The organism is Tumebacillus amylolyticus (assembly GCF_016722965.1).
Classification (GTDB): domain Bacteria; phylum Bacillota; class Bacilli; order Tumebacillales; family Tumebacillaceae; genus Tumebacillus; species Tumebacillus amylolyticus.
Genome location: NZ_JAEQNB010000005.1, coordinates 349,356 through 369,033, shown reverse-complemented (window position 1 = coordinate 369,033; position 19,678 = coordinate 349,356). Strand labels below are relative to the sequence as shown.

Sequence of the window (19,678 nt, the reverse complement as noted above, 5' to 3'; positions counted from 1 at the left end):
CGCTCGTGAGCAAACGAGATTATTATGACGTCCTCGGGGTTGGCAAGGAATCCTCCCCCGAGGAGATCAAAAAGGCGTACCGCAAACTAGCGCGCCAATATCATCCGGACGTCAACAAAGACGATCCGAACGCCGGTGACAAGTTCAAGGAAGTCACCGAAGCCTACGAGAACTTGTCCGATTCCGAAAAACGCGCCCGCTACGACCGTTTCGGTCACCAAGACCCGAACCAGTTCGGCGGCGGTGGCGGCGGCGCTGGAGGATTCGGCGACTTCGGAGACATTTTTGACATGTTCTTCGGCGGTGGAGGCGGCGGTCGTGGGCAGCGCAACGGCCCGCAAAGAGGTCAAGACCTCCAATACCAGATGCAAGTGGAATTCAAGGAAGCTGCGTTCGGTACGGAAAAAACCATCGAGATCCCGCGCTGGGAGGAATGCGACACCTGCGACGGCTCCGGAGCGAAACCGGGCACCAACGTCTCGACGTGCCCGACTTGTAACGGCAGCGGGCAGCAAGAGCAGATCGTCAACACCCCGCTCGGTCGCATGGTCAACCGCACCACTTGCCGCACCTGCGGCGGCTCGGGCAAGAAGATCGAGCAAAAGTGCGGCTCCTGCCAAGGCGAAGGCAAAGTACGCCGCCGTCGTCAGATCAAAGTCAAAGTTCCGGCCGGCGTAGACACGGGCAACCGCATTCGCATCTCCGGCGCAGGCGAAGCGGGCACCAAGGGCGGCCCGGCGGGCGACTTGTTCGTCGTGCTCGTCGTACGCGATCACGATTTCTTCGAACGCGAGGGCGAGGATGTGTTCTGCGAAGTGCCGCTGACGTTCGTGCAAGCGGCGCTCGGCGACGAGATCGAAGTGCCGACCATCGACGGCAAAGCAAAATTACGTATTCCGGAAGGTACCCAGTCCGGGCAAATCTTCCGACTTCGCGGTCAGGGCATCCCGGTGCTCAACCGCAACAATGTACGTGGCGACCAGCATGTGCGCGTCGTCGTCATCACCCCGACGTCGCTGACCGACAAGCAGAAGGAACTGCTTCGCGAGTTGGCCTCGACGATGGGCGAAGAGACGCACGAGCAACAACGCACGCTGTTCGACAAACTCAAAGACCTGCTCCGCTAGGGTTTTGAATCAAGGGTTATGAAAAAATCCACAGGGTAGGAACCCGCCGATTGCGGGCATCCTATCACCTGTGGATTTATTTTTGCAGGTATGGTATTTTTACTTTTGCATGTCCAAAATGTGAGAGTGATCCCAAAGGGGGAAAATAGATGCAGTGGGCGGAAGTGCAAGTGCTGACCACCTCCGATGCAGTGGAGGCGGTATCCGCGATCTTGGAACGTTACGGGGCCAACGGCGTCGTGCTGGAAGACAGCAACGACTTGACCCGCACGTGGGAAGACCGCTATGGCGAGATCTACGGGCTGAACCCGGCCGATTTCCCGGAATCGGGCGTGCGTGTGAAGGCGTATGTGGCGCTGGAAATCTGGCAAGACGAGATGACCGGACAGATTCAAGCAGAAATTCAAGGCCTGCGTGAGCTCGGAATCGAACCGGGCACCGCAAAAGTCGAAGTTCGGATTGCCGATGAGGAAGAATGGGCGAACGAGTGGAAAAAATACTACCACCCCGTCCAAGTGACCGAACGCCTGACGATCAAGCCGACGTGGGAAGAATACACCCCGCGAGAGGGCGAAGTGCTGATCGAACTCGATCCCGGCATGGCGTTTGGCACCGGCACGCATCCGACGACCAACCTGTGCATTCGCGTGTTGGACAAGATCATCCAACCGGGCGATACGCTGGTCGATGTCGGTTGCGGCACGGGCATTCTCTCCATCGCGTGTGCCAAACTCGGCGCCGGCAGCGTCCTTGCACTCGACCTCGATCCGGTCGCGGTGCAAGTCGCGCAGGAGAACGTCGAACTCAACGGCGTTTCCGACAAAATCACCGTCCGCGCCAACGACTTGCTCAAAGGCGTAGACGAGAAATTCGACATCGTCGTCGCGAACATCCTCGCCGAGATCATCTTGCTCATGGTCAGCTCTGCGCGCGAAGTGCTCAAACCGGACGGCACGTTCATCACATCCGGCATTATTAAGGAAAAAGCCGACATCGTCCGCACCGAGTTGGAAGCTCAAGGCTTCCGCATCGTGGACAAATTCACCGAAGACGACTGGGTCGCCTTCGTCGCCAAACTGGCATAATCAGCGAGTTCGCCAATGTCCGCACGGCGGACAGCGGCGCTTTTTCGAAAAAGGAGGGGTCCTGCGTGCAACGTTATTTCGTACAGCCGGACGCAATCGCCGACGGCCGCATTGCGATCACGGGGGACGATGTGAAGCACATCGTCCGCGTCATGCGCATGGAAGCGGGAGAGGAAGTCATCGTTTGCGACGGTCTCGGCCACGCGTTTCGCGTGGAACTCACCGACCTTGGGGACACCACGGTCACGGGCCGTGTCGTGGAAGAGTTGGTCCACTCCCCGGAATCGCGTGTAAAAATTACCTTGGCGCAGGGCCTGCCCAAAGGTGATAAAATGGAGTTGATTGTCCAAAAGGGAACAGAGGTCGGCATCAACCGCTTCGTCCCCGTGGACATGGCGCGCTGCGTCGTCCAATACGACGCCAAAAAGGAACAGAAACGCCGCGACCGCTGGCAGAAAATCGCCAAAGAAGCGGCTGAACAAGCGCACCGCAACTTGGTTCCGTCCATTGCAGAACCGATGAGCTTCAAACAAGTGATGAACTCTCTTGACGGATTCGACCTCGTAGTCGTACCCTACGAAGGAGAAAAAGCAAGAAGCTTGCGCGAAGTGTTGGCAGACGCTCCCGACGCCCAGCACATCTGTGTGCTGATCGGACCGGAGGGCGGCATCGCCGATTCGGAAGTTGAAACGGCCCTGAGCCGGGGAGCACTCCCCGTGACGCTTGGGCCTCGCATATTGCGCACGGAAACGGCCGGACTGGTGGCCGCGACTTGCATTTACTATCACTATGGTGAGATGGGAGGTTGAATTCATGAGCACCGTTGCTTTTCACACATTGGGTTGCAAAGTCAACTCGTATGACACCGAAGCGATCTGGCACTTGTTCCATGACAAAGGCTGGGCGCAAGTGGACTTCGAAGACATCGCCGATTGCTATGTCATCAACACCTGCACCGTCACCAACACCGGGGACAAAAAATCGCGCCAGATGATTCGCCGCGCGATTCGCCGCAACCCGGATGCAACCATCGTTGTAACCGGTTGTTACGCACAGGTTGCACCGGATGAAATTTTGGAGATTCCGGGCGTCGACCTCGTCATCGGGACGCAAGGTCGGGAGAAAATTCTGGAATACGTAGAGCGCGCGCAAGAAGAGAAGAGCCCGTTCAAAGTGGTCTCTTCCGTCCGCAAGCAGCGCGAGTTCGAAGAATTGGACGTGCCTTCCTTCAACGACCGCACCCGCGCCTCGCTGAAGATTCAGGAAGGTTGCAACAACTTCTGCACGTTCTGTATTATCCCGTACTCCCGCGGCTTCATTCGCAGCCGCGATCCGCAGAACGTCATCCGCCAAGCGAAGAAACTGGTGGAAGCGGGCTACTACGAGATCGTCCTGACCGGGATTCACACCGGGGGCTACGGCGACGATCTGGAGAACTACAACCTCGCAGACCTGCTGCGCGATCTGGAAGAAAAAGTGCCGGACCTGCGCCGCATCCGCATCTCGTCCATCGAAGCGTCGGAGCTCGATGACAAGATGATCGACGTCATGACGAAGTCCACCAAGATCGTCCGCCACCTGCACATCCCGTTGCAAGCGGGTTCGAACCGCGTGTTGGACCGCATGAACCGCAAGTACACCATCGAAGAGTTCGCCGAAGCGGTGAAAAAAGTCCGCGGCGCCTTGGGCGACGTCGCCATCACATCGGACGTCATCGTCGGCTTCCCGGGCGAGACGGTCGAGGACTTTGAAGGAACGTACAACTTCATCAAAGACCAAGAGTTTGCCGACCTGCACGTCTTCCCGTACTCCCGCCGCAACTTTACGCCGGCCGCGAAGTACAAGGACCAGTTGACCGAGCGTGAGAAGGAAGCGCGTGTCACCCGACTGATTCAGTTGGCGAACACCCTCCAAGTGAAGTACTCGACCCGTTTCTTGGGAGACGTGTTGGAAGTCATTCCGGAAGAGCGCGACGAGAACGGCCAACTGATCGGGTATACCGACAACTACATCAAAGTCGTGTTCGACGGCGATGACGAACTGCTCGGTGAAGTCTGTGCAGTCCGTCTCGACGCAGCCGGTCCTGAAGTGTCGCAAGGCACGTTCGTGGAGCGATTGACCTTCACCGAGAAAGTCATCGCCCCGATTGAGGAAGGCCAGTTCGCAGGTGCGATGGAATTGGAAATGCTGTAATTCGTTCGATCGTCAAGAATCCCCCGCGCAGGAAACTGTGTGGGGGATTTTTTTGGGCAAACTATGCTATAGTGATAGGGATTGTGGAAAAATCGCCCGTTTTTTCAAAGCTAGGAGGAATCCAACATGCAACAGATCATCGAATCCGCACGCGCGGCCGTCCGCGATGCGATCGGTTTCACTCATGAACCGACCGGCGCCTTCACCCAAGTTCCCGTGGACCAAGCCGCTTCGATTATCGATCATACTTTGCTCAAACCGGAAGCCACTCCGGAGCAGATTGATCAACTCTGCGCCGAAGCCGCTCAATACAAGTTCGCCGCTGTCTGCATCAACCCGATCTACGTCGCCCGCTGTGCCAAGGCACTCGCCGACACAGAAGTCAAAGTCTGCACCGTCATCGGCTTCCCGCTCGGAGCGACGACCGCAGAAGTCAAAGCGTTCGAAGCGAAAAACGCCGTCGCCAACGGCGCTCACGAAGTGGACATGGTCATCTCCAACGGCCTGATGCGCGCAGGAGACTACAAAGCCGTTTACGAAGAGATCAAAACGGTCGTCGACGCGGTCAAAGACCAAGCCCTCACCAAAGTCATCATCGAAACCTCCTTGCTCACCGACGAGCAAAAAGCGATCGCGTCTCTGCTCTCCGTCGCCGCAGGAGCCGACTTCGTCAAAACGTCCACCGGCTTCTCGACAGGCGGGGCCACTCCGGCAGACGTCGCCCTCATGCGTGCCGTCGTCGGCCCGAACACGGGGGTCAAAGCATCCGGCGGCGTTCGCTCGCTCGCAGATGCACAAGGCGTCATGGAAGCAGGCTGCAACCGCATCGGCTGCTCCGCCGGCGTTGCCATCGTTCAAGGCCAAGTCTCTCAAGAGAACTACTAAGCGGTAAAAAAGCGCCCGTCCCCTCCGAGGACCGACGCTCCCTTACATAACCCGTGCAACTGCGACCTACGTTTTTTTCTCCGGCATCATCCAGCAGACCAACTTGGCAAACCACTTCGTAAACGGCCAGACCGCAAGCGACGAAATCAAGTTGAACAGCAGATGAGAAGTCGCAACTTGAACGCCGATGTCTCCGCCAAACCAGCGGCACAGTTCGGCAAACCCGCCGATGAACGGCAGGAACGCAGCACCGCCTAGCACATTCAAAATGATGTGCGCCAGTGCCACCCGCTTGGCATTGAGCGGAGTTCCGACCGCCGCGATGATCGACGTAACGGTCGTTCCGATGTTGTTGCCGATAATGATCGCAATTGCACCGGGCAAGTCCACCAAACCTTGCGAAGCCAGTACAATCGTCAGCATCGTCGTCGCTGTGCTCGAAGTAATCATCGCCGTCAACACGGTCCCGGCGAGAACGCCGAGCAACGGATGGTTCGAAGAGTACGCGAGGATGTCTCGGAACCACGGCATGGCGGACAGCGGCTCCAAGGCGCGCTCGATCAACTCCAACGCGAGGAAGATCGCGCCAAAGCCGAGCACGGCGAGACCGATGTACTTGTACGTCCCCCGCAAGAAAATCGAAAGAATCGCGCCGACGATGAGAAACGGGAGGAACAACTGCTGAATTCCGAACGACAACACTTGTGTCGTTACCGTCGTCCCGATGTTAGATCCGAGAATGACCCCGAGCGAGTCGGCGAACGTCATCGCTCCGGCGCTGACCAACCCGATGGAGATGATCGTCACTCCCGCGCTCGAATGAATCAACGCCGTCAAGACCGTCCCCGTCAGCAAGCCTCTCGTGGGCGTTTTGACAAAGCGTTTGATAATCTCCGGCAGGCGGTCCACCGCCATTTTTTCCATGCCGGTTCGCATGATCCACATCCCGGCGAGAAACCCGCCCAAGCCCAATATGAGCAAAAGCGTGGATTTCCACAGCATACGATCCACCTCCTGGGACAAACTCACATACTAACATGTATGCGAAGGAGACAACTTCTATGGCAAACATCATCTTGAAAAAAACGCGCAAAAAGCGTCTCGAAGCGGGCAATCCGTGGGTATTCAACAACGAAATCGAGCGTCTCGAAGGCGTTGCGGCGCCCGGCGACATCGTCGATGTCCAAGACCATCGCGGTGCTTTTCTTGCGCGCGGCTATTACAACCCGAAATCCCAGATTTCCGTTCGCGTCATGACCTATACGCCGGGCGAAGAGATCGACCAGGCGTTTTTCACCCGCAAAGTGCAGGAGTGCTATGACTACCGCCGCCGTTTCGTCGATTCGGACTCGTTCCGTTTGATCTACGGGGAAGCGGACTACTTGCCCGGCCTCGTGGTGGACAAGTTCGGCGACGTGCTGGTCCTGCAAATTCTCTCGCTTGGCATCGAAGTCCGCAAAGACCTCATCTTGCAAGCGCTCAAGGACGTTCTCAATCCGAAAGCGATCTACGAGCGCAGCGACGTCGGCGTCCGTGAACTGGAAGGCTTGGAACAACGCACCGGCCTCTTGCACGGCGAACTCGGCGGCGATGTGATCATTGAAGAAAACGGTCTGAAAATGGTCGTCGACGTCGTCGGCGGGCAGAAAACCGGATATTTCTTCGACCAACGGGAAAACAGAGCGGCGATCCGCGACCTCGTCAAACAAACGACCGAGGGCGAACCGGGTGCTTCCGTGCTGGAATGCTTCTCGCATACGGGGTCGTTCACCGTCCACGCCGCCGCGTTTGGCGCGACGAACATCACGACGCTCGACATCTCGGAGCACGCGATTGACACGGCGATTCGCAATGTCGAGCTGAACGGCTTCGAAGACAAAGCCGATTTTGAATTCGTCGTCGCCGATGCGTTTGAACAACTGCGCGAATGGGAGCGGGAGAAGCGTCAGTGGGACGTCGTCATCCTCGACCCGCCCGCTTTTGCAAAAAGCCGTCACGCCGTTCCGGGTGCCGTCCGCGGGTACAAGGAAATCAACCTGCGCGGCATGAAATTGGTGAAGGAGCGCGGCTTCCTCGTCACCGCGTCCTGCTCGTACCACATGCATTCGGACCTGTTCATGGAAACGATTGCCGAAGCGGCGCTCGATGCGAAAAAAGTGTTGCGACTCGTGGAATACAGAACGGCCGGCAAGGACCATCCTAAATTACACGGGATGGATGAAAACAACTATCTCAAATTCGCGATCTTTGAAGTTCGAAGCCGTCGCTAATTGAGGGAAAAATACAAGACGAGGGAGGAGTTGACCTCCCCTTCGTCGAAGTATTCAGTGCCACAAGAGAACAACAGGGATAGAGGGTTTTACTTTTCTGTGCCAATGGCTTATAATTATCGGGTACTCCGATGGTCCCTCAGTTGACATAGTTTTACTTGGTATATTATAATGTTCTCTGACGGATTCTCGTTATTTGCCGTATGTATTTCTCGGCTGATGTTGCTTGGCGGAGGGAGGGAAATCAAATGTCTGAAGTCAAGGTTCGTAAAAATGAATCTTTAGATAGCGCACTTCGTAGATTTAAGCGTGCAACCGCTAAGGATGGCATCCTCGCGGAAGTGAAAAAACGCAAACATTACGAAAAGCCCAGCGTAGCCCGCAAGAAAAAGTCCGAGGCTGCCCGCAAGAAGAAGAAATTCTAAGGAGGCCACCTGAGTCATGAGTTTAACCGAACGTCTTACCAATGACATGAAGCAGGCGATGAAGGACAAGGACAAAGTTCGCTTGTCGGTTATTCGCATGATTCGTACCGCGATGAAGAATCTGGAGATTAACGAACAACGTGAACTCTCCGATGAGGACGTCATCAACGTGATGAATCGTGAGCTGAAACAACGCCGCGATTCCCTCCAAGCTTTCGAAGCTGGCGGCCGCCAAGACCTGGTGGAGGAAGCCACTGCCGAGATTCAAGTCCTCATGGACTATCTCCCGCAGCAACTGACTGAAGATGAGATCCGCGCCATCGTGCAGGAAACCATCGCAGCAACGGGTGCCGCGAGCAAAGCAGACATGGGGAAACTCATGGGGGCTCTCATGCCGAAGGTCAAGGGCCGTGCGGATGGCAAGCTCGTGAACCAAGTGGTTACACAAGAGCTTCAATAGAAAAGCGAAGAAACCATGTACTCTACGGAGTGCATGGTTTTTTTATGGACTTTTTTTCTTGGAACTTTTCTTACGTTCATCCGTAAGAACTACTAAGGATTTGAAATTGGGAAAGGAGGTTCCCTATGATGAGAGCTCCCTCTTGGAGAGGGTTTCGGGTTCTCCTCCTCTTGCTGTTCTGTTGGACGACGTTTTTTGTGCTGACACCTGCAAAGGCAGAACCCGCGAAGTCGGTGTTCGTGATTCCGGTGCAGAACGAGATCGAAACCGGACTTGCGGCGACGCTGAAACATGCGTTCCAAGAAGCGAAAGACAGCGGGGCGCAAGTGATCGTGCTCGACATCAACACACTGGGCGGGCGCATCGACGCCGCCGTGGAGATCGCCGATCTTATCCGCTCGTCAAACGTACCGGTCATCGCCTACATTCGCGGGCATGCGATTTCGGCAGGCGCTTATCTCGCCATGAACGCCACGCACATCGCGATGGCACCCGGTTCCACGATTGGAGCCGCCGAAGTGCGCAACTCAGACGGTGAGCCTGTTGATCCGAAAGTGGTGGCGTTCTGGCGCTCGGAGATGACGGCTGCGGCGGAGTTTCAGGGCCGTGATGAAAAACTCGCCGTCGGCATGGTCGATCGCAACACCGAAATTCCGGGTGTGAAGGAGCGCGGCGAGTTGGTTTCGCTGTCGGCGCAACAGGCCGTCGAGCACAACCTTGCAGACGGGGTGTTCCCGACGTTGCAGGGGGCGCTTCAAAACTACGGATTTGGTCAAGCGTCCATCCAAGACTTCCAGCCGTCCGTCGCGGAGAAAATCGCCCGTTTCGTCACGAAGCCGACGGTCATCCCGCTTTTGTTGATTCTGGGTTTGATCGGACTCGGTGCCGAGTTGTTGTTGCCCGGTCACTTCGTACCGGGATTGATCGGTGTGGCGTGCTTGGGGTTGTATTTCTTCGGGAGTATGGTCGCCGGATTTGCCGGGTGGGAAGCGGTAATTCTGTTCGTTGCGGGGATCATCCTGCTCGTGGCCGAGATCTTCGTCGTCGGATTCGGCATCCTCGGAACGCTTGGCGTGCTGGCGGTCGGCACAGGGGTTGTCATGGCGGCGTACGACACGACGTATGGTATCAAAGTCATGTTGGTCGCACTGGCGCTCGCGGCCGTCGTGGTCGCCGTGCTGTTCAAGTATTTCGGGCATCTCGGCGTCTGGAACCGCTTGATTCACACCGACGTGCAGGAGAAAGCGGCCGGTTACACCCCGAACCGCAACCTTCGCCACATGCTCTACCAAGTCGGGCGCACCGTGACTCCGTTGCGTCCGGCGGGCACCGCCGTTTTTAACGGGCAGCGATTTGACGTGGTCAGCGACGGGGCTTTTGTGCCGGTCGGGACCGACGTGCAGATCGTGTTGATTGAAGGCACGAGAATCGTCGTCAAAGCCAAACCCAAGGACGGCGACGCGAACCTCGTGATCCCGAGACTGCCCGAAGAGCAGTCAGACATTTGAAGGAGGTTTTCGTATGAATACTGCGACTGTAGGGCTTTTGGTCCTCATCGCGCTCGGCCTGATCGTACTGGCTGTACTTTTCACGTTCATTCCGGTTGCCCTGTACATCTCCGCGTGGGCGGCCGGCATCCGAATTTCGATTTTCAATTTGATCGGGATGCGTCTGCGTCGGGTCATTCCGTCGCGCATCGTCAACCCGCTGATCAAAGCGCACAAAGCGGGGCTTGCGATCACCACGAACCAACTGGAAAGTCACTTCCTCGCAGGGGGCAACGTCGACCGCGTCGTCAACGCCCTGATTGCGGCCGAACGCGCAGACATCAACTTGCCGTTTGAACGAGCGGCGGCGATCGACCTCGCAGGTCGGAACGTGCTCGAAGCGGTACAGATGTCGGTCAACCCGCGCGTCATCGAAACTCCGATCGTCGCTGCCGTAGCCAAGGACGGGATCGAAGTCAAAGTTCGCGCCCGCGTCACCGTTCGCGCCAACATCGACCGTCTGGTCGGGGGTGCCGGCGAAGAGACGATTCTTGCCCGCGTCGGGGAGGGCATCGTCACGACCATCGGTTCGGCAGAATCGCACAAAAAAGTCTTGGAGAACCCGGATGCGATCTCGCAAACGGTTCTCTCCAAGGGTCTCGACGCCGGAACGGCGTTTGAAATTCTCTCCATCGACATCGCGGACGTGGATATCGGCAAAAACATCGGGGCGCAATTGCAAACCGACCAAGCGGAAGCGGACAAACGCATCGCGCAAGCCAAAGCGGAGGAACGCCGTGCGATGGCCGTTGCCCGTGAACAAGAGATGAAAGCGTACGTCGAAGAGATGCGCGCCAAAGTTGTGGAAGCGGAAGCCGAAGTCCCGCATGCGATGGCAGAAGCTTTGCGCAGCGGCAAACTGGGTGTCATGGACTACCTGAACTTGCAGAACCTCAACGCCGACACCGAGATGCGCCAATCTCTCGCCAGAGTCGGCGACGACGACCAGCCGATCAAGGACATTACGAAAAAGTAGGTGACGCCCCATGTCCGGACTCTGGGCGATCATAGTCCTCATCGGTGCTGTCGTCTCCATCCTCCGCCGCGTGAAGCAAGAAACCGCACGCCGGCAACAGCACCGGCAGGAAGCGCCGCAACAAGAGCAAGAACAAGTGCAAGTGAAGCACGAGCAACATCAATCGCAACCGCAGTCTCCTCGTGAACAGACTGCGTACGAATGGATCTTCGGCACGTCAAAGCCCGACCCGGAAAACCATGACAACGAAGACTGGATGGAACCGGTCCAGCCGTCTGTCCACATGGACTTGGAAGACCTCCAAGAGTCGCAGCGTGAGATCGTACACGAGTCTGTACACGAATCTCTCCATGTGCGCCACTCGCGCCTTGACGAGTCACCGGCCCCGCAGAAGGCAAAACATCCTCTGCACCTGGACCGTCAGACGCTCTCACAAGCTTTGCTCCTCAAAGAAGCCCTCGATCCGCCGCGTTCCCTGCGTCCTTGGAAACCCGGCAAGCACCGCTGAACACTCTCTTGAGAAAAGACCTCCCGCCCAGTGCGGAGAGGTCTTTTTTTCGTTCATAAGCCATACATGTGAGAAGAACCGCATAGATTTGAAGCAGAAGGAGGGTGACGTCTGTGCGCGCTTCTTGGCGTCAACGCGTGAAGAAATTGGCGGCCGATATGCTCGATGTGCCGAAGGATTCGGTGTTGAATGTACCGCGAATCACCCTCATCGGCGGCCTGCAACTGTACGTGGAGAATTATCGCGGCATCGTGGAGTTCCGAGACGATCTCCTGCGCCTTGCCCTGACGGAAGGCCAGTTGCACGTCAATGGCAAGGAACTTGTGATCAAGCAGATTTTTCCCACCGAAGTGGTCATCGAAGGGAGTATCAGCGGCATTAAATATCAAGACTAGCCGACTATTCGTAACAGGAGGAACCGTACCATGCTCGGAAGATGGCTGTTGGATTTTTGGCGAGGCTATGTGGTGCTGACCGTTCGCGGGGAAGCGGTCCCCGAGATGTTAAATCGGGCGACCCAGGCCGGGATCGAGCTCTGGGAGATCTCCCAGACCAAAGGCAACACCTACCGACTGCGGATGCATCGCGACGACGTAAAGAGCTTGCGTTCCATCTTGCGCGAAACTCATACGCGCATTCACTTTGAACGCAAGCTCGGCGTTCCTTTTCTGGCTTGGCGCGCGTGGAGGAGGAAGTTTTTCCTCGCGGGCGCTCTGACGTTTCTCGTTTCGTTTTACGTGATCACCTCGATGGTGTGGAACATCGAAGTCACCGGCGACCTCAAGCGCGTCTCGCCGGAGACTGTCGAGGAAGTTGCCAAGGAAGTGGGGATTTACCGAGGCGCTTGGAAGGGTAAACTGCCGGATACGGACATTTTGCAAACGCAGTTGCTGGACAAACTGCCGCAATTGTCGTGGGTCGGCGTGCAAGTGCAAGGAACCAAAGTCACGATCCAAGCGGTGGATAAAATTCCGGGCACCACGCCGCAACCGACCAACCCGCAAAACATCGTCTCTCCGAAGAAAGCGACCGTCCGCGAGATTTTTGTACACAAAGGCAAAGCGGCCGTCGTGCGCGGTCAAGTGGTACAAGTCGGGCAAGTCCTGATCAACGGCTCGCTTGGCAACAAATCGGTTCACGCCGCCGGCATCATCAAAGCGGAGACGTGGTACCGCAGCGACCTCACGATTCCCTTGCAAGCGGAGAGCAAAGCGTACACGGGCAATTCGGTCGAAAAACACTTCCTGACGTTCTGGGGGCATCCGGTGCAGATCTGGGGCTATGGACAGATTCCGTTCCAAGAAATGGAGACGGACAACGACGACAAAGCGCTGACGATCGGCTCGTTCACGTTCCCGATTCAGTACCGTCACGCCGTGTACAAAGAGACTCAAACGCAGAAAGCGGAACTCACCGAAGCGGAAGCGCTCGACCTCGCCAAGGAGTTCGCCAAAGCGGATGTTCTCACCAAAGTGGGAAAAAATGGGGTAGTGGAGAGTCAAAATGTTTTGCAGAGAGGTTTGAAAGATGGTAAGTTAGAGATATCCATCCTGAACAAGGCAATAGAGGAGATCGGCCAACCGCAGGAATTTACACCGCAAGCCCCGGCTGATCCACAAGCGAAGAAACAATAAGGGCATCCTATATAAATCCGATTTCAGCAGAAGGAGTGGAATCCTCTATTGAACAATCAATGGGTGACGAAGAAGATCGTACTGAAGGACAACAACGAAGCCACGCTTCTGTTCGGGCCGCACGACGCCTACATGAAGCAGATCGAGGCGGAGTTTACGGCGAAGATTCATGCGCGAGGTGTCGAACTGACGCTGACCGGCGACCCGGAGGAGCTGGCGACGGTCGAGTCGCTTTTTGACACGCTCTTGAAATTGGTGCGCAAAGGCCAGGTCGTCAAGGAGCGCGACATCGCCTATGCGATCAAACTGGCCAAGCAAGGGGCGGCCGAGGAGTTGCTCGAACTCTACTCCGAGGAGATCGCCACCACCGTCAAGGGCAAGTCGATCCGCATCAAGACGTTGGGTCAGCGCGACTACATACGTGCGATCAAGAAAAAAGACATCGTCTTCGGCGTCGGCCCCGCCGGTACGGGCAAGACCTACCTCGCCGTCGTCATGGCGGTGCAAGCGCTCAAGAAAAACGAAGTCAAGCGCATCGTCCTGACTCGTCCCGCCGTGGAAGCGGGGGAGAACCTCGGGTTCTTGCCGGGCGACTTGCAAGAGAAAGTCGACCCGTACCTGCGCCCGCTGTACGACGGCCTGTACGATGTCCTCGGCCAAGAGAACACCACCAAGTACATGGAGCGCGGTCTGATCGAAGTGGCCCCGCTTGCGTACATGCGCGGTCGCACGCTTGAGGATTGCTTTGTCATCCTCGACGAAGCGCAGAACACCACGCCCGAACAGATGAAAATGTTCTTGACCCGCTTGGGCTTTGGCTCCAAGATGGTCGTCACCGGCGACGTCACCCAGATCGACTTGCCGCGCGGCAAGCAATCGGGGTTGAACTCCGCCATCAAAGTGCTGCAGAACGTGGGGGATCTCTCCTTCATCTTCCTCAGTGAGCAAGACGTCGTCCGTCACCACCTCGTCCAGAAGATCATCCAGGCGTACGATCAGAACGCCGACGTGTAATCACAGCCCGCGACAATGGGGAGAGGCTGACCGTAAGGAGACGAAGAAGTTATGAGGAGCAATCTGCTGAAACATATTCGCCAGATCACATTGAGCCCGGAGCTGCGGCAAAGCCGTTCGCTTCGGCTCTCGATCTACGTCGTCCTCTCCGCCTTGCTCTATCTTCTCTTTCTTGGCAACGTGTTGCCCGAACGGTTCAACTACGATGTCGGATCGGTCGCTGAGAAGACGATCAAGGCGCCGACCGACGCCATTGACACGCAGGCGACCAAGCGGTTGCGCGATGAGGCCCGCAAGGAAGTCGGGCCTCAGTTCAACCGCGATATCGAAGTCGAGGACAAAGCCTACCAGAGCATCAACACCTTCCTCGACAACGTGCAAAAAGTCGCCGCCGATGCCTCGGTCAAAGACGCGGACAAGTTGGCCGCCTTCAAGAACCTCAACCCGCCGATCAACGTCTCGGACGAGACGATCAAGAGACTGCTCCAACAGACGCCCGACACGCTCGCTTCCTACAAAAAAGAAGCGACCCGCGTCACTCAGAAGATCTACTCGGAGAACATCACAGACGACAATTTGCCGAACATCGGCTCGAAGCTCGACGCGCAACTTGCGTACGCCGACCTCGACCGTGACGGCCGCTTGATCGTCAAGGAATTCGTGCAGCCGATCATCCACCCGAACATGATCTACGACCAAGAAGCGACCTCCAAGAAACGGGAGGAAGCGGCGCAAAACAAATTGCCGGTCCAGATCAACAAAGGCGAGATCATCGTCAAGCAAGGGGAGCGCATCGACGAAGAGAAGCTCTCCAAGCTCGAAGACCTCAAGTTGCTCTCCAAGCGTCCGAACTACCGGATGTACTTCGGGTTCGCCGGGTTCATTCTGCTCTGGATGCTGGTGCTGGGCACGTACATCGAGATGACCCGTCACAAACTTTCGCGCAACAACTTGTTGCTGCTCTGCTTGTCGATCATCGTCCTCGTGACAGGGCTCGGGATCAAAACGATTACGTTGTTCCTGCCGCTTGGATTCCCGAACATCGGGTACTTGACTCCGATCGCAATGGGCACCATGTTAGTGACGATTCTGTTTGATATGCAACTTGGCATCATGCTCTCGTTTTTGTTTGCCCTCCTGACCGGAGTGGCGTTCGACCTCGCGTTCCAATATGTGTTTGCGTCGTTCGTCAGCGGTTTGGTCGGGACGTTTGCCGTCTCGCGGGTCAAGCATCGTCTCGTGATCATGCGCGCCGGCTTCATCATCGCAGGGTGCAACCTCGTCACGATTTCGGCGATGCAAGCTCTGACTTCGTCGACCGGCAGCGAGTTGAGTCCGTACTTGCAATCGTTGCTCTACGGAATTATCAACGGCGTGTTCTCGGCGGTCGTCACGATCGGCGTGTTGCCGTTCTTGGAGAGCACATTCGGGCTCTTGACACCGATCTCGCTGCTCGAACTCTCCAACCCGAACCACCCGCTGTTGAAAAAACTCCTCATGGAAGCCCCCGGCACGTACCACCATTCGCTGATCGTCGGCAACTTGGCGGAAGCGGCGGCGGAGATGGTCGGAGCCGACCCGCTGATCTGTCGGGTAGGTGCGTACTTCCATGACGTGGGCAAGATGAAGCGCCCGATGTTCTTCATCGAGAACCAACTGTCCAAGGACAACCCGCATGACAAAATTGCCCCGACGCTCTCGCACCTGATCATCACGTCGCACGTTCGCGACGGCTTGGAGATGCAGGAAGAAGCGCGATTGCCGAAACCGATTCGCGACATCTGCGAGCAGCACCACGGGACGACGATTCTCTGGTACTTCTACAACAAAGCGCTCGAACAGGACAAAAGCGGGTCGATCCAACCGGACGACTTCCGCTATCCGGGTCCGAAACCGCAGTCCAAGGAAGCGGCGATCGTCATGCTCTGCGACGCGGTCGAAGCGGCTGTCAGAGCGATGAACCGCCCGACTCCGAACCGCATCGAGTCGATCATTCACAAGATCGTCAAGGATCGCCTGAATGACGGACAACTCGACGAATGCAACTTGACGCTCAAAGACCTCGACAAAGTGAGCGACGCGTTTTTGCGCACGCTAAACGGCATCTACCATGCCCGCATCCAGTATCCGGAGCTGCCGAAATCGAACTAAGGAGACCACATCTATGTCCGAACAGAAAATTCTCGTCGATGTCGTCGACGAGTTGGGCGAAGAATTTCCGTTCAACGCCGAAGATCTGATCACCAAAGCCATCCTGGCCGCAGCCGCCTACGAGAACATCGAGGCGGGAGAAGTCGTGGTGTCGCTCGTCGATGATGAAGCGATCCACGAACTCAACCGTACCTACCGCGGCAAGGACGCCCCGACCGACGTCTTGTCCTTCGCCATGCAAGAGGGCGAAGACGACGAAATGTCGATCGTGTTCGACGAAGAAGATGAAACCGAAGAAGACAACACGCTCGGCGACATCATCATCTCGATTGAAACGTGCAAGCGCCAAGCCGCAGACTACGGTCACAGCTTCGAGCGCGAACTGGCTTTCCTCACGGTTCACGGTTTCCTGCATCTGATCGGGTATGACCACATGACGCCCGAGGATGAGAAGGAGATGTTCGGACGCCAAGACGCGATCTTGGAGACTGCAGGCTTCACGCGGGGGTGACCCAAGTGTCAGGCATCGGCAAACTGCTGAAAAGCTTCTCCTATGCCATCGAGGGCATGATGCACACGCTGAACACCCAGCGCAACATGCGCATCCACTTCGTGGTGGCGTTTTTCGCGATGTTGCTCGCCTTGTTCCTCGATCTCTCGAAGTTGGAGCTGATCTTGCTTTTCTTCTCCATCGTGCTCGTGGTGGCCGCCGAGCTGTTCAACACAGCCATTGAAGCGGTCGTTGACTTGGTCACCCACGACTATCACCCGCTCGCAAAAATCGCCAAGGACGTGGCGGCAGCCGCCGTCCTCTTGACGGCGGTTCATGCGGTGATAGTCGGTTTTTTTGTCTTCTCAGACAAGTTGTTTCCCCTGCAACTCCGGCACTGGCAAACGACGGGCTGGATGGCGTTTTACGTGGCGTTCATTCCCTTGGGCCTGCTGCTTTTGCTCTCCATTTCTTGGCGGGCCTACGTGCGCTTCAAGCGCAACCATACATAACGAGGTGAGGTACAAATGGATCAAAAGCAATTGATCGACCGCGCACGACTTGCGCGTGAACATGCGTATGTTCCGTATTCGAAATTCCCGGTTGGCGCCGCTCTGCTCTTGGAGGACGGGCAAGTCATCACCGGCTGCAACATTGAGAACGCCTCGTACGGCCTCTCCAACTGCGCCGAACGCACGGCGATTTTTAAAGCGGTCTCGGAAGGGAAGCCTAAGATCAAGCAAATCGCCGTCATCGCCGACACCGATGGCCCGTGCTCGCCGTGCGGCATGTGCCGCCAAGTCATGGCGGAATTCTGCGACCCGAACACCCCGGTCGTGTTGACCAACCTGAACGACAACGTGTATGAAACCACTGTGGGCGAACTTCTGCCCTTCGCTTTTCTAAAGGAGGATCTCGATGAGTCAGTCAACAAAGCAAACGGATAATACAAACCAAGTTACGCATTCCGGTTTCGTCGCCATCATCGGTCGCCCGAACGTGGGCAAGTCGACCCTGATGAACTACATGATCGGTCAGAAGATCGCGATCATGTCCGACAAGCCGCAAACCACCCGCAACCGCATCTCCGGCGTTCTGACCAACGAGCGCGGCCAGATCATCTTCATGGACACCCCGGGGATCCACAAACCGAAGCACAAACTCGGTGAACAGATGGTCAAAACGGCCACCGATACCCTGAGCGGCGTCGAAGCGGTGCTGTTCCTCGTCGATGCCACCATGCCCAAGGGCGCGGGCGATGAGTACATCATCGAACTGTTGAAAAAAGTCAAAGACACCCCCGTCTACCTCTTGATCAACAAAGTCGACATCGTGGAAAAAGAAACCCTGCTCGGCATCATCGCTTCGTACAAAGACGACTACCCGTTTGCCGAAATCATCCCGATCTCGGCGAAAAAGGGCGACAACGTCGACGCGCTGATCAACAACTTGATGGACCTCTTGCCGGAGGGTCCACACTACTACCCGCCCGACATGGTCACCGACCATCCGGAGCGCTTCATCATCGCGGAATTGATCCGTGAGAAATGCCTGCACCACACCCGCGAAGAAGTGCCGCACTCGATTGCTGTCGAAATCGAGAAGATGCAGTTCAAAGAGGAAAAAGACATGCTCGTCGTCCACGCCGCGATCTACACGGAACGCGACTCGCAGAAAGCGATCATCATCGGCAAGCAAGGGGCCCTGCTCAAGAAGATCGGACAACTGGCCCGCCATGACATCGAGCGCCTGATGGGCTCGAAAGTCTACCTCGAACTGTGGGTCAAAGTCAAGGAAGACTGGCGCAACCGCGAGCACCTCTTGCGCAACTTTGGCTTCACCGAAGAGTAAGCCACGGGACACTTGTTTGGCGCACAACTGCCATCAATTCCATAGTATAGGGTAGGGTCGGATTGCGAACTCTAGGGTTACAATGTTTGGCACCCTCACTTTGGAACGAAAGGATGAGCTACATGCGTGATTTCTCGTGGCGATATTTCGAAAGTACAGGTGAGATTGATGCCTACTTACTCTATAAAGAGCATCAAACGATTTGCGGTTCCTGCAACACCATCGACGAAGCCGACAACCTCCTCAACCCGTTGGAGGGCGAAGCGATGGCCGAGTAATCGTCAAGAAGGAGCCTCTTCATGAAAAAAGTCGAAGCCCTCGTCCTGCGGACGATCGACTATGGAGAGAACCACAAGATCTTGACGCTTTTGACCGACACTTTTGGGAAGATCGCCGTGATGGCACGCGGCGCGAAGAAGCCGTCCAGCCAACTAGGTTCGATCTCCCAGCCTTTTACCTACAGCTCCTACCTGCTCATCATCAGCGAGCGGGGGATGGGAACGGTCGCCCAAGCGGAGTTGATCGACTCCTTCCGTAAGATTCGGGAGGACTTGTTCAAGACGGCGTATGCATCGTACATGATGGAACTCATCGATCGATTTACCGAAGAGCGCGAACCGTCGGCGGGGCTGTATCTGCTTGCGCTGACGCTGCTTTCATACCTCGCCGATGGCAAAGACCCGGAGATCCTCACCCGCCTGACCGAAGTCAAGATGCTGGACGTTGCGGGCATTCGACCGGAGTTGTTCCACTGTGCGAACTGTGGACGCGACGTAGAATCCGCGATTCGGTTCAGCGTCACGAACGGCGGCCCGCTCTGCGGCGACTGCCACTCGGCGGACCAACGGGCGATTTGGATCAAGCCCGCGACGCTTCGCCTGTTGCAAGTCTTTCAAACGATGGACGTGCGCAGGCTCGGCGAGATCAACGTGGGGGACGATGTCCGGAGGCAGATGAACAAAGTCTTGCGAGAGTACTACGACGAGCACAGCGGTGTGCAACTGCGCACGCGGACCTTTTTGGATCAGCTTCACAAATACGAACTCGATTTCTAGTCCTTGT

General features: G+C 56.6%; 22 protein-coding genes. 21 read left to right on the top strand and 1 reads right to left on the bottom strand.

Translation table 11 applies throughout. The features are described 5' to 3' along the window. Positions 1–5 precede the first annotated feature (5 nt). From dnaJ to deoC, 5 genes are all read left to right on the top strand, one after another. Entirely contained in the window at positions 6–1,127 is a 1,122-nt protein-coding gene (gene dnaJ, locus JJB07_RS17315) for a molecular chaperone DnaJ (RefSeq protein ID WP_201637198.1), read from the top strand. Positions 1,128–1,276: 149 nt separating this feature from the next. Continuing rightward, positions 1,277–2,212, top strand: coding sequence for a 50S ribosomal protein L11 methyltransferase (gene prmA, locus JJB07_RS17310; RefSeq protein WP_201637196.1), 936 nt, complete (start codon positions 1,277–1,279; stop codon positions 2,210–2,212). A gap of 65 nt (positions 2,213–2,277) precedes the next feature. Beyond that, positions 2,278–3,021: a 16S rRNA (uracil(1498)-N(3))-methyltransferase gene (locus JJB07_RS17305; protein ID WP_201637194.1), complete on the top strand. Its 744-nt coding sequence runs from the start codon at positions 2,278–2,280 to the stop codon at positions 3,019–3,021. A gap of 4 nt (positions 3,022–3,025) precedes the next feature. Then, on the top strand, positions 3,026–4,405 hold the full coding sequence (mtaB, locus tag JJB07_RS17300) for a tRNA (N(6)-L-threonylcarbamoyladenosine(37)-C(2))-methylthiotransferase MtaB (protein WP_201637192.1): 1,380 nt from the start codon (positions 3,026–3,028) through the stop codon (positions 4,403–4,405). A 216-nt stretch (positions 4,406–4,621) separates the two neighbouring features. Continuing rightward, positions 4,622–5,290: a deoxyribose-phosphate aldolase gene (gene deoC / locus JJB07_RS17295; RefSeq protein WP_347338366.1), complete on the top strand. Its 669-nt coding sequence runs from the start codon at positions 4,622–4,624 to the stop codon at positions 5,288–5,290. 66 nt (positions 5,291–5,356) lie between these two features. Here the strand turns inward: deoC and JJB07_RS17290 are convergent, their stop codons facing one another. Then, the gene (locus tag JJB07_RS17290; protein WP_201637188.1) at positions 5,357–6,292 is read right to left on the bottom strand and encodes a Na/Pi cotransporter family protein; all 936 of its coding nucleotides are present in this window, start codon (positions 6,290–6,292) and stop codon (positions 5,357–5,359) included. A gap of 59 nt (positions 6,293–6,351) precedes the next feature. Here JJB07_RS17290 and JJB07_RS17285 point away from each other — a divergent pair, with 59 nt between their 5' ends. The 16 genes from JJB07_RS17285 (at position 6,352) to recO (ending at position 19,671) form a co-directional block, all read left to right on the top strand. Beyond that, the gene (locus tag JJB07_RS17285; protein ID WP_201637186.1) at positions 6,352–7,560 is read left to right on the top strand and encodes a class I SAM-dependent rRNA methyltransferase; all 1,209 of its coding nucleotides are present in this window, start codon (positions 6,352–6,354) and stop codon (positions 7,558–7,560) included. Between the two features lie 248 nt (positions 7,561–7,808). Beyond that, positions 7,809–7,985, top strand: a complete 177-nt coding sequence (gene rpsU / locus JJB07_RS17280; RefSeq protein ID WP_201637184.1) for a 30S ribosomal protein S21 — start codon at positions 7,809–7,811, stop codon at positions 7,983–7,985. Between the two features lie 16 nt (positions 7,986–8,001). Further along, positions 8,002–8,445, top strand: coding sequence for a GatB/YqeY domain-containing protein (locus JJB07_RS17275; protein ID WP_201637182.1), 444 nt, complete (start codon positions 8,002–8,004; stop codon positions 8,443–8,445). A gap of 125 nt (positions 8,446–8,570) precedes the next feature. Further along, complete coding sequence (locus JJB07_RS17270) at positions 8,571–9,953, top strand: NfeD family protein (protein WP_236588151.1); 1,383 nt, start codon at positions 8,571–8,573, stop codon at positions 9,951–9,953. A gap of 13 nt (positions 9,954–9,966) precedes the next feature. After that, positions 9,967–10,968 (top strand): flotillin-like protein FloA, encoded by a 1,002-nt coding sequence (gene floA, locus JJB07_RS17265; protein WP_201637178.1) that lies wholly within the window; start codon positions 9,967–9,969, stop codon positions 10,966–10,968. 10 nt (positions 10,969–10,978) lie between these two features. Further along, on the top strand, positions 10,979–11,476 hold the full coding sequence (locus JJB07_RS17260) for a hypothetical protein (RefSeq protein WP_201637176.1): 498 nt from the start codon (positions 10,979–10,981) through the stop codon (positions 11,474–11,476). A gap of 113 nt (positions 11,477–11,589) precedes the next feature. Next, entirely contained in the window at positions 11,590–11,871 is a 282-nt protein-coding gene (yqfC, locus tag JJB07_RS17255; protein ID WP_347338363.1) for a sporulation protein YqfC, read from the top strand. Between the two features lie 30 nt (positions 11,872–11,901). After that, positions 11,902–13,110: a sporulation protein YqfD gene (gene yqfD / locus JJB07_RS17250; protein WP_201637175.1), complete on the top strand. Its 1,209-nt coding sequence runs from the start codon at positions 11,902–11,904 to the stop codon at positions 13,108–13,110. A 48-nt stretch (positions 13,111–13,158) separates the two neighbouring features. Continuing rightward, positions 13,159–14,124 (top strand): PhoH family protein, encoded by a 966-nt coding sequence (locus tag JJB07_RS17245; RefSeq protein ID WP_236588150.1) that lies wholly within the window; start codon positions 13,159–13,161, stop codon positions 14,122–14,124. 51 nt (positions 14,125–14,175) lie between these two features. Continuing rightward, positions 14,176–16,275, top strand: coding sequence for an HD family phosphohydrolase (locus JJB07_RS17240; RefSeq protein ID WP_201637174.1), 2,100 nt, complete (start codon positions 14,176–14,178; stop codon positions 16,273–16,275). Positions 16,276–16,288: 13 nt separating this feature from the next. Next, positions 16,289–16,786 carry an rRNA maturation RNase YbeY gene (gene ybeY, locus JJB07_RS17235; protein ID WP_201637173.1) on the top strand — a complete coding sequence of 166 codons (498 nt, stop codon included), beginning with the start codon at positions 16,289–16,291 and terminating at the stop codon, positions 16,784–16,786. Positions 16,787–16,791: 5 nt separating this feature from the next. Beyond that, positions 16,792–17,277 carry a diacylglycerol kinase gene (locus tag JJB07_RS17230; RefSeq protein ID WP_347338362.1) on the top strand — a complete coding sequence of 162 codons (486 nt, stop codon included), beginning with the start codon at positions 16,792–16,794 and terminating at the stop codon, positions 17,275–17,277. A 15-nt stretch (positions 17,278–17,292) separates the two neighbouring features. Continuing rightward, positions 17,293–17,712 carry a cytidine deaminase gene (locus tag JJB07_RS17225; RefSeq protein WP_201637172.1) on the top strand — a complete coding sequence of 140 codons (420 nt, stop codon included), beginning with the start codon at positions 17,293–17,295 and terminating at the stop codon, positions 17,710–17,712. Beyond that, positions 17,684–18,616 carry a GTPase Era gene (gene era / locus JJB07_RS17220; protein WP_201637171.1) on the top strand — a complete coding sequence of 311 codons (933 nt, stop codon included), beginning with the start codon at positions 17,684–17,686 and terminating at the stop codon, positions 18,614–18,616. The genes JJB07_RS17225 and era overlap by 29 nt, the downstream gene beginning before the upstream one ends. 122 nt (positions 18,617–18,738) lie before the next feature. Continuing rightward, positions 18,739–18,894 carry a YqzL family protein gene (locus tag JJB07_RS17215; RefSeq protein WP_201637170.1) on the top strand — a complete coding sequence of 52 codons (156 nt, stop codon included), beginning with the start codon at positions 18,739–18,741 and terminating at the stop codon, positions 18,892–18,894. A 21-nt stretch (positions 18,895–18,915) separates the two neighbouring features. Continuing rightward, the gene (gene recO, locus JJB07_RS17210) at positions 18,916–19,671 is read left to right on the top strand and encodes a DNA repair protein RecO (RefSeq protein ID WP_201637169.1); all 756 of its coding nucleotides are present in this window, start codon (positions 18,916–18,918) and stop codon (positions 19,669–19,671) included. The last annotated feature ends 7 nt before the right edge of the window (positions 19,672–19,678 follow it).

Bases quoted from the DNA above. Each gene is read 5' to 3' on its own strand.
- recO (WP_201637169.1), top strand. From the start codon at position 18,916: ATGAAAAAAGTCGAAGCCCTCGTCCTGCGGACGATCGACTATGGAGAG.
- era (WP_201637171.1), top strand. From the start codon at position 17,684: ATGAGTCAGTCAACAAAGCAAACGGATAATACAAACCAAGTTACGCAT.
- JJB07_RS17260 (WP_201637176.1), top strand. From the start codon at position 10,979: ATGTCCGGACTCTGGGCGATCATAGTCCTCATCGGTGCTGTCGTCTCC.
- JJB07_RS17270 (WP_236588151.1), top strand. From the start codon at position 8,571: ATGATGAGAGCTCCCTCTTGGAGAGGGTTTCGGGTTCTCCTCCTCTTG.
- rpsU (WP_201637184.1), top strand. From the start codon at position 7,809: ATGTCTGAAGTCAAGGTTCGTAAAAATGAATCTTTAGATAGCGCACTT.
- JJB07_RS17275 (WP_201637182.1), top strand. From the start codon at position 8,002: ATGAGTTTAACCGAACGTCTTACCAATGACATGAAGCAGGCGATGAAG.
- JJB07_RS17215 (WP_201637170.1), top strand. From the start codon at position 18,739: ATGCGTGATTTCTCGTGGCGATATTTCGAAAGTACAGGTGAGATTGAT.
- ybeY (WP_201637173.1), top strand. From the start codon at position 16,289: ATGTCCGAACAGAAAATTCTCGTCGATGTCGTCGACGAGTTGGGCGAA.
- JJB07_RS17290 (WP_201637188.1), bottom strand. From the start codon at position 6,292: ATGCTGTGGAAATCCACGCTTTTGCTCATATTGGGCTTGGGCGGGTTT.
- JJB07_RS17240 (WP_201637174.1), top strand. From the start codon at position 14,176: ATGAGGAGCAATCTGCTGAAACATATTCGCCAGATCACATTGAGCCCG.
- prmA (WP_201637196.1), top strand. From the start codon at position 1,277: ATGCAGTGGGCGGAAGTGCAAGTGCTGACCACCTCCGATGCAGTGGAG.
- floA (WP_201637178.1), top strand. From the start codon at position 9,967: ATGAATACTGCGACTGTAGGGCTTTTGGTCCTCATCGCGCTCGGCCTG.
- JJB07_RS17285 (WP_201637186.1), top strand. From the start codon at position 6,352: ATGGCAAACATCATCTTGAAAAAAACGCGCAAAAAGCGTCTCGAAGCG.
- yqfD (WP_201637175.1), top strand. From the start codon at position 11,902: ATGCTCGGAAGATGGCTGTTGGATTTTTGGCGAGGCTATGTGGTGCTG.
- mtaB (WP_201637192.1), top strand. From the start codon at position 3,026: ATGAGCACCGTTGCTTTTCACACATTGGGTTGCAAAGTCAACTCGTAT.
- JJB07_RS17225 (WP_201637172.1), top strand. From the start codon at position 17,293: ATGGATCAAAAGCAATTGATCGACCGCGCACGACTTGCGCGTGAACAT.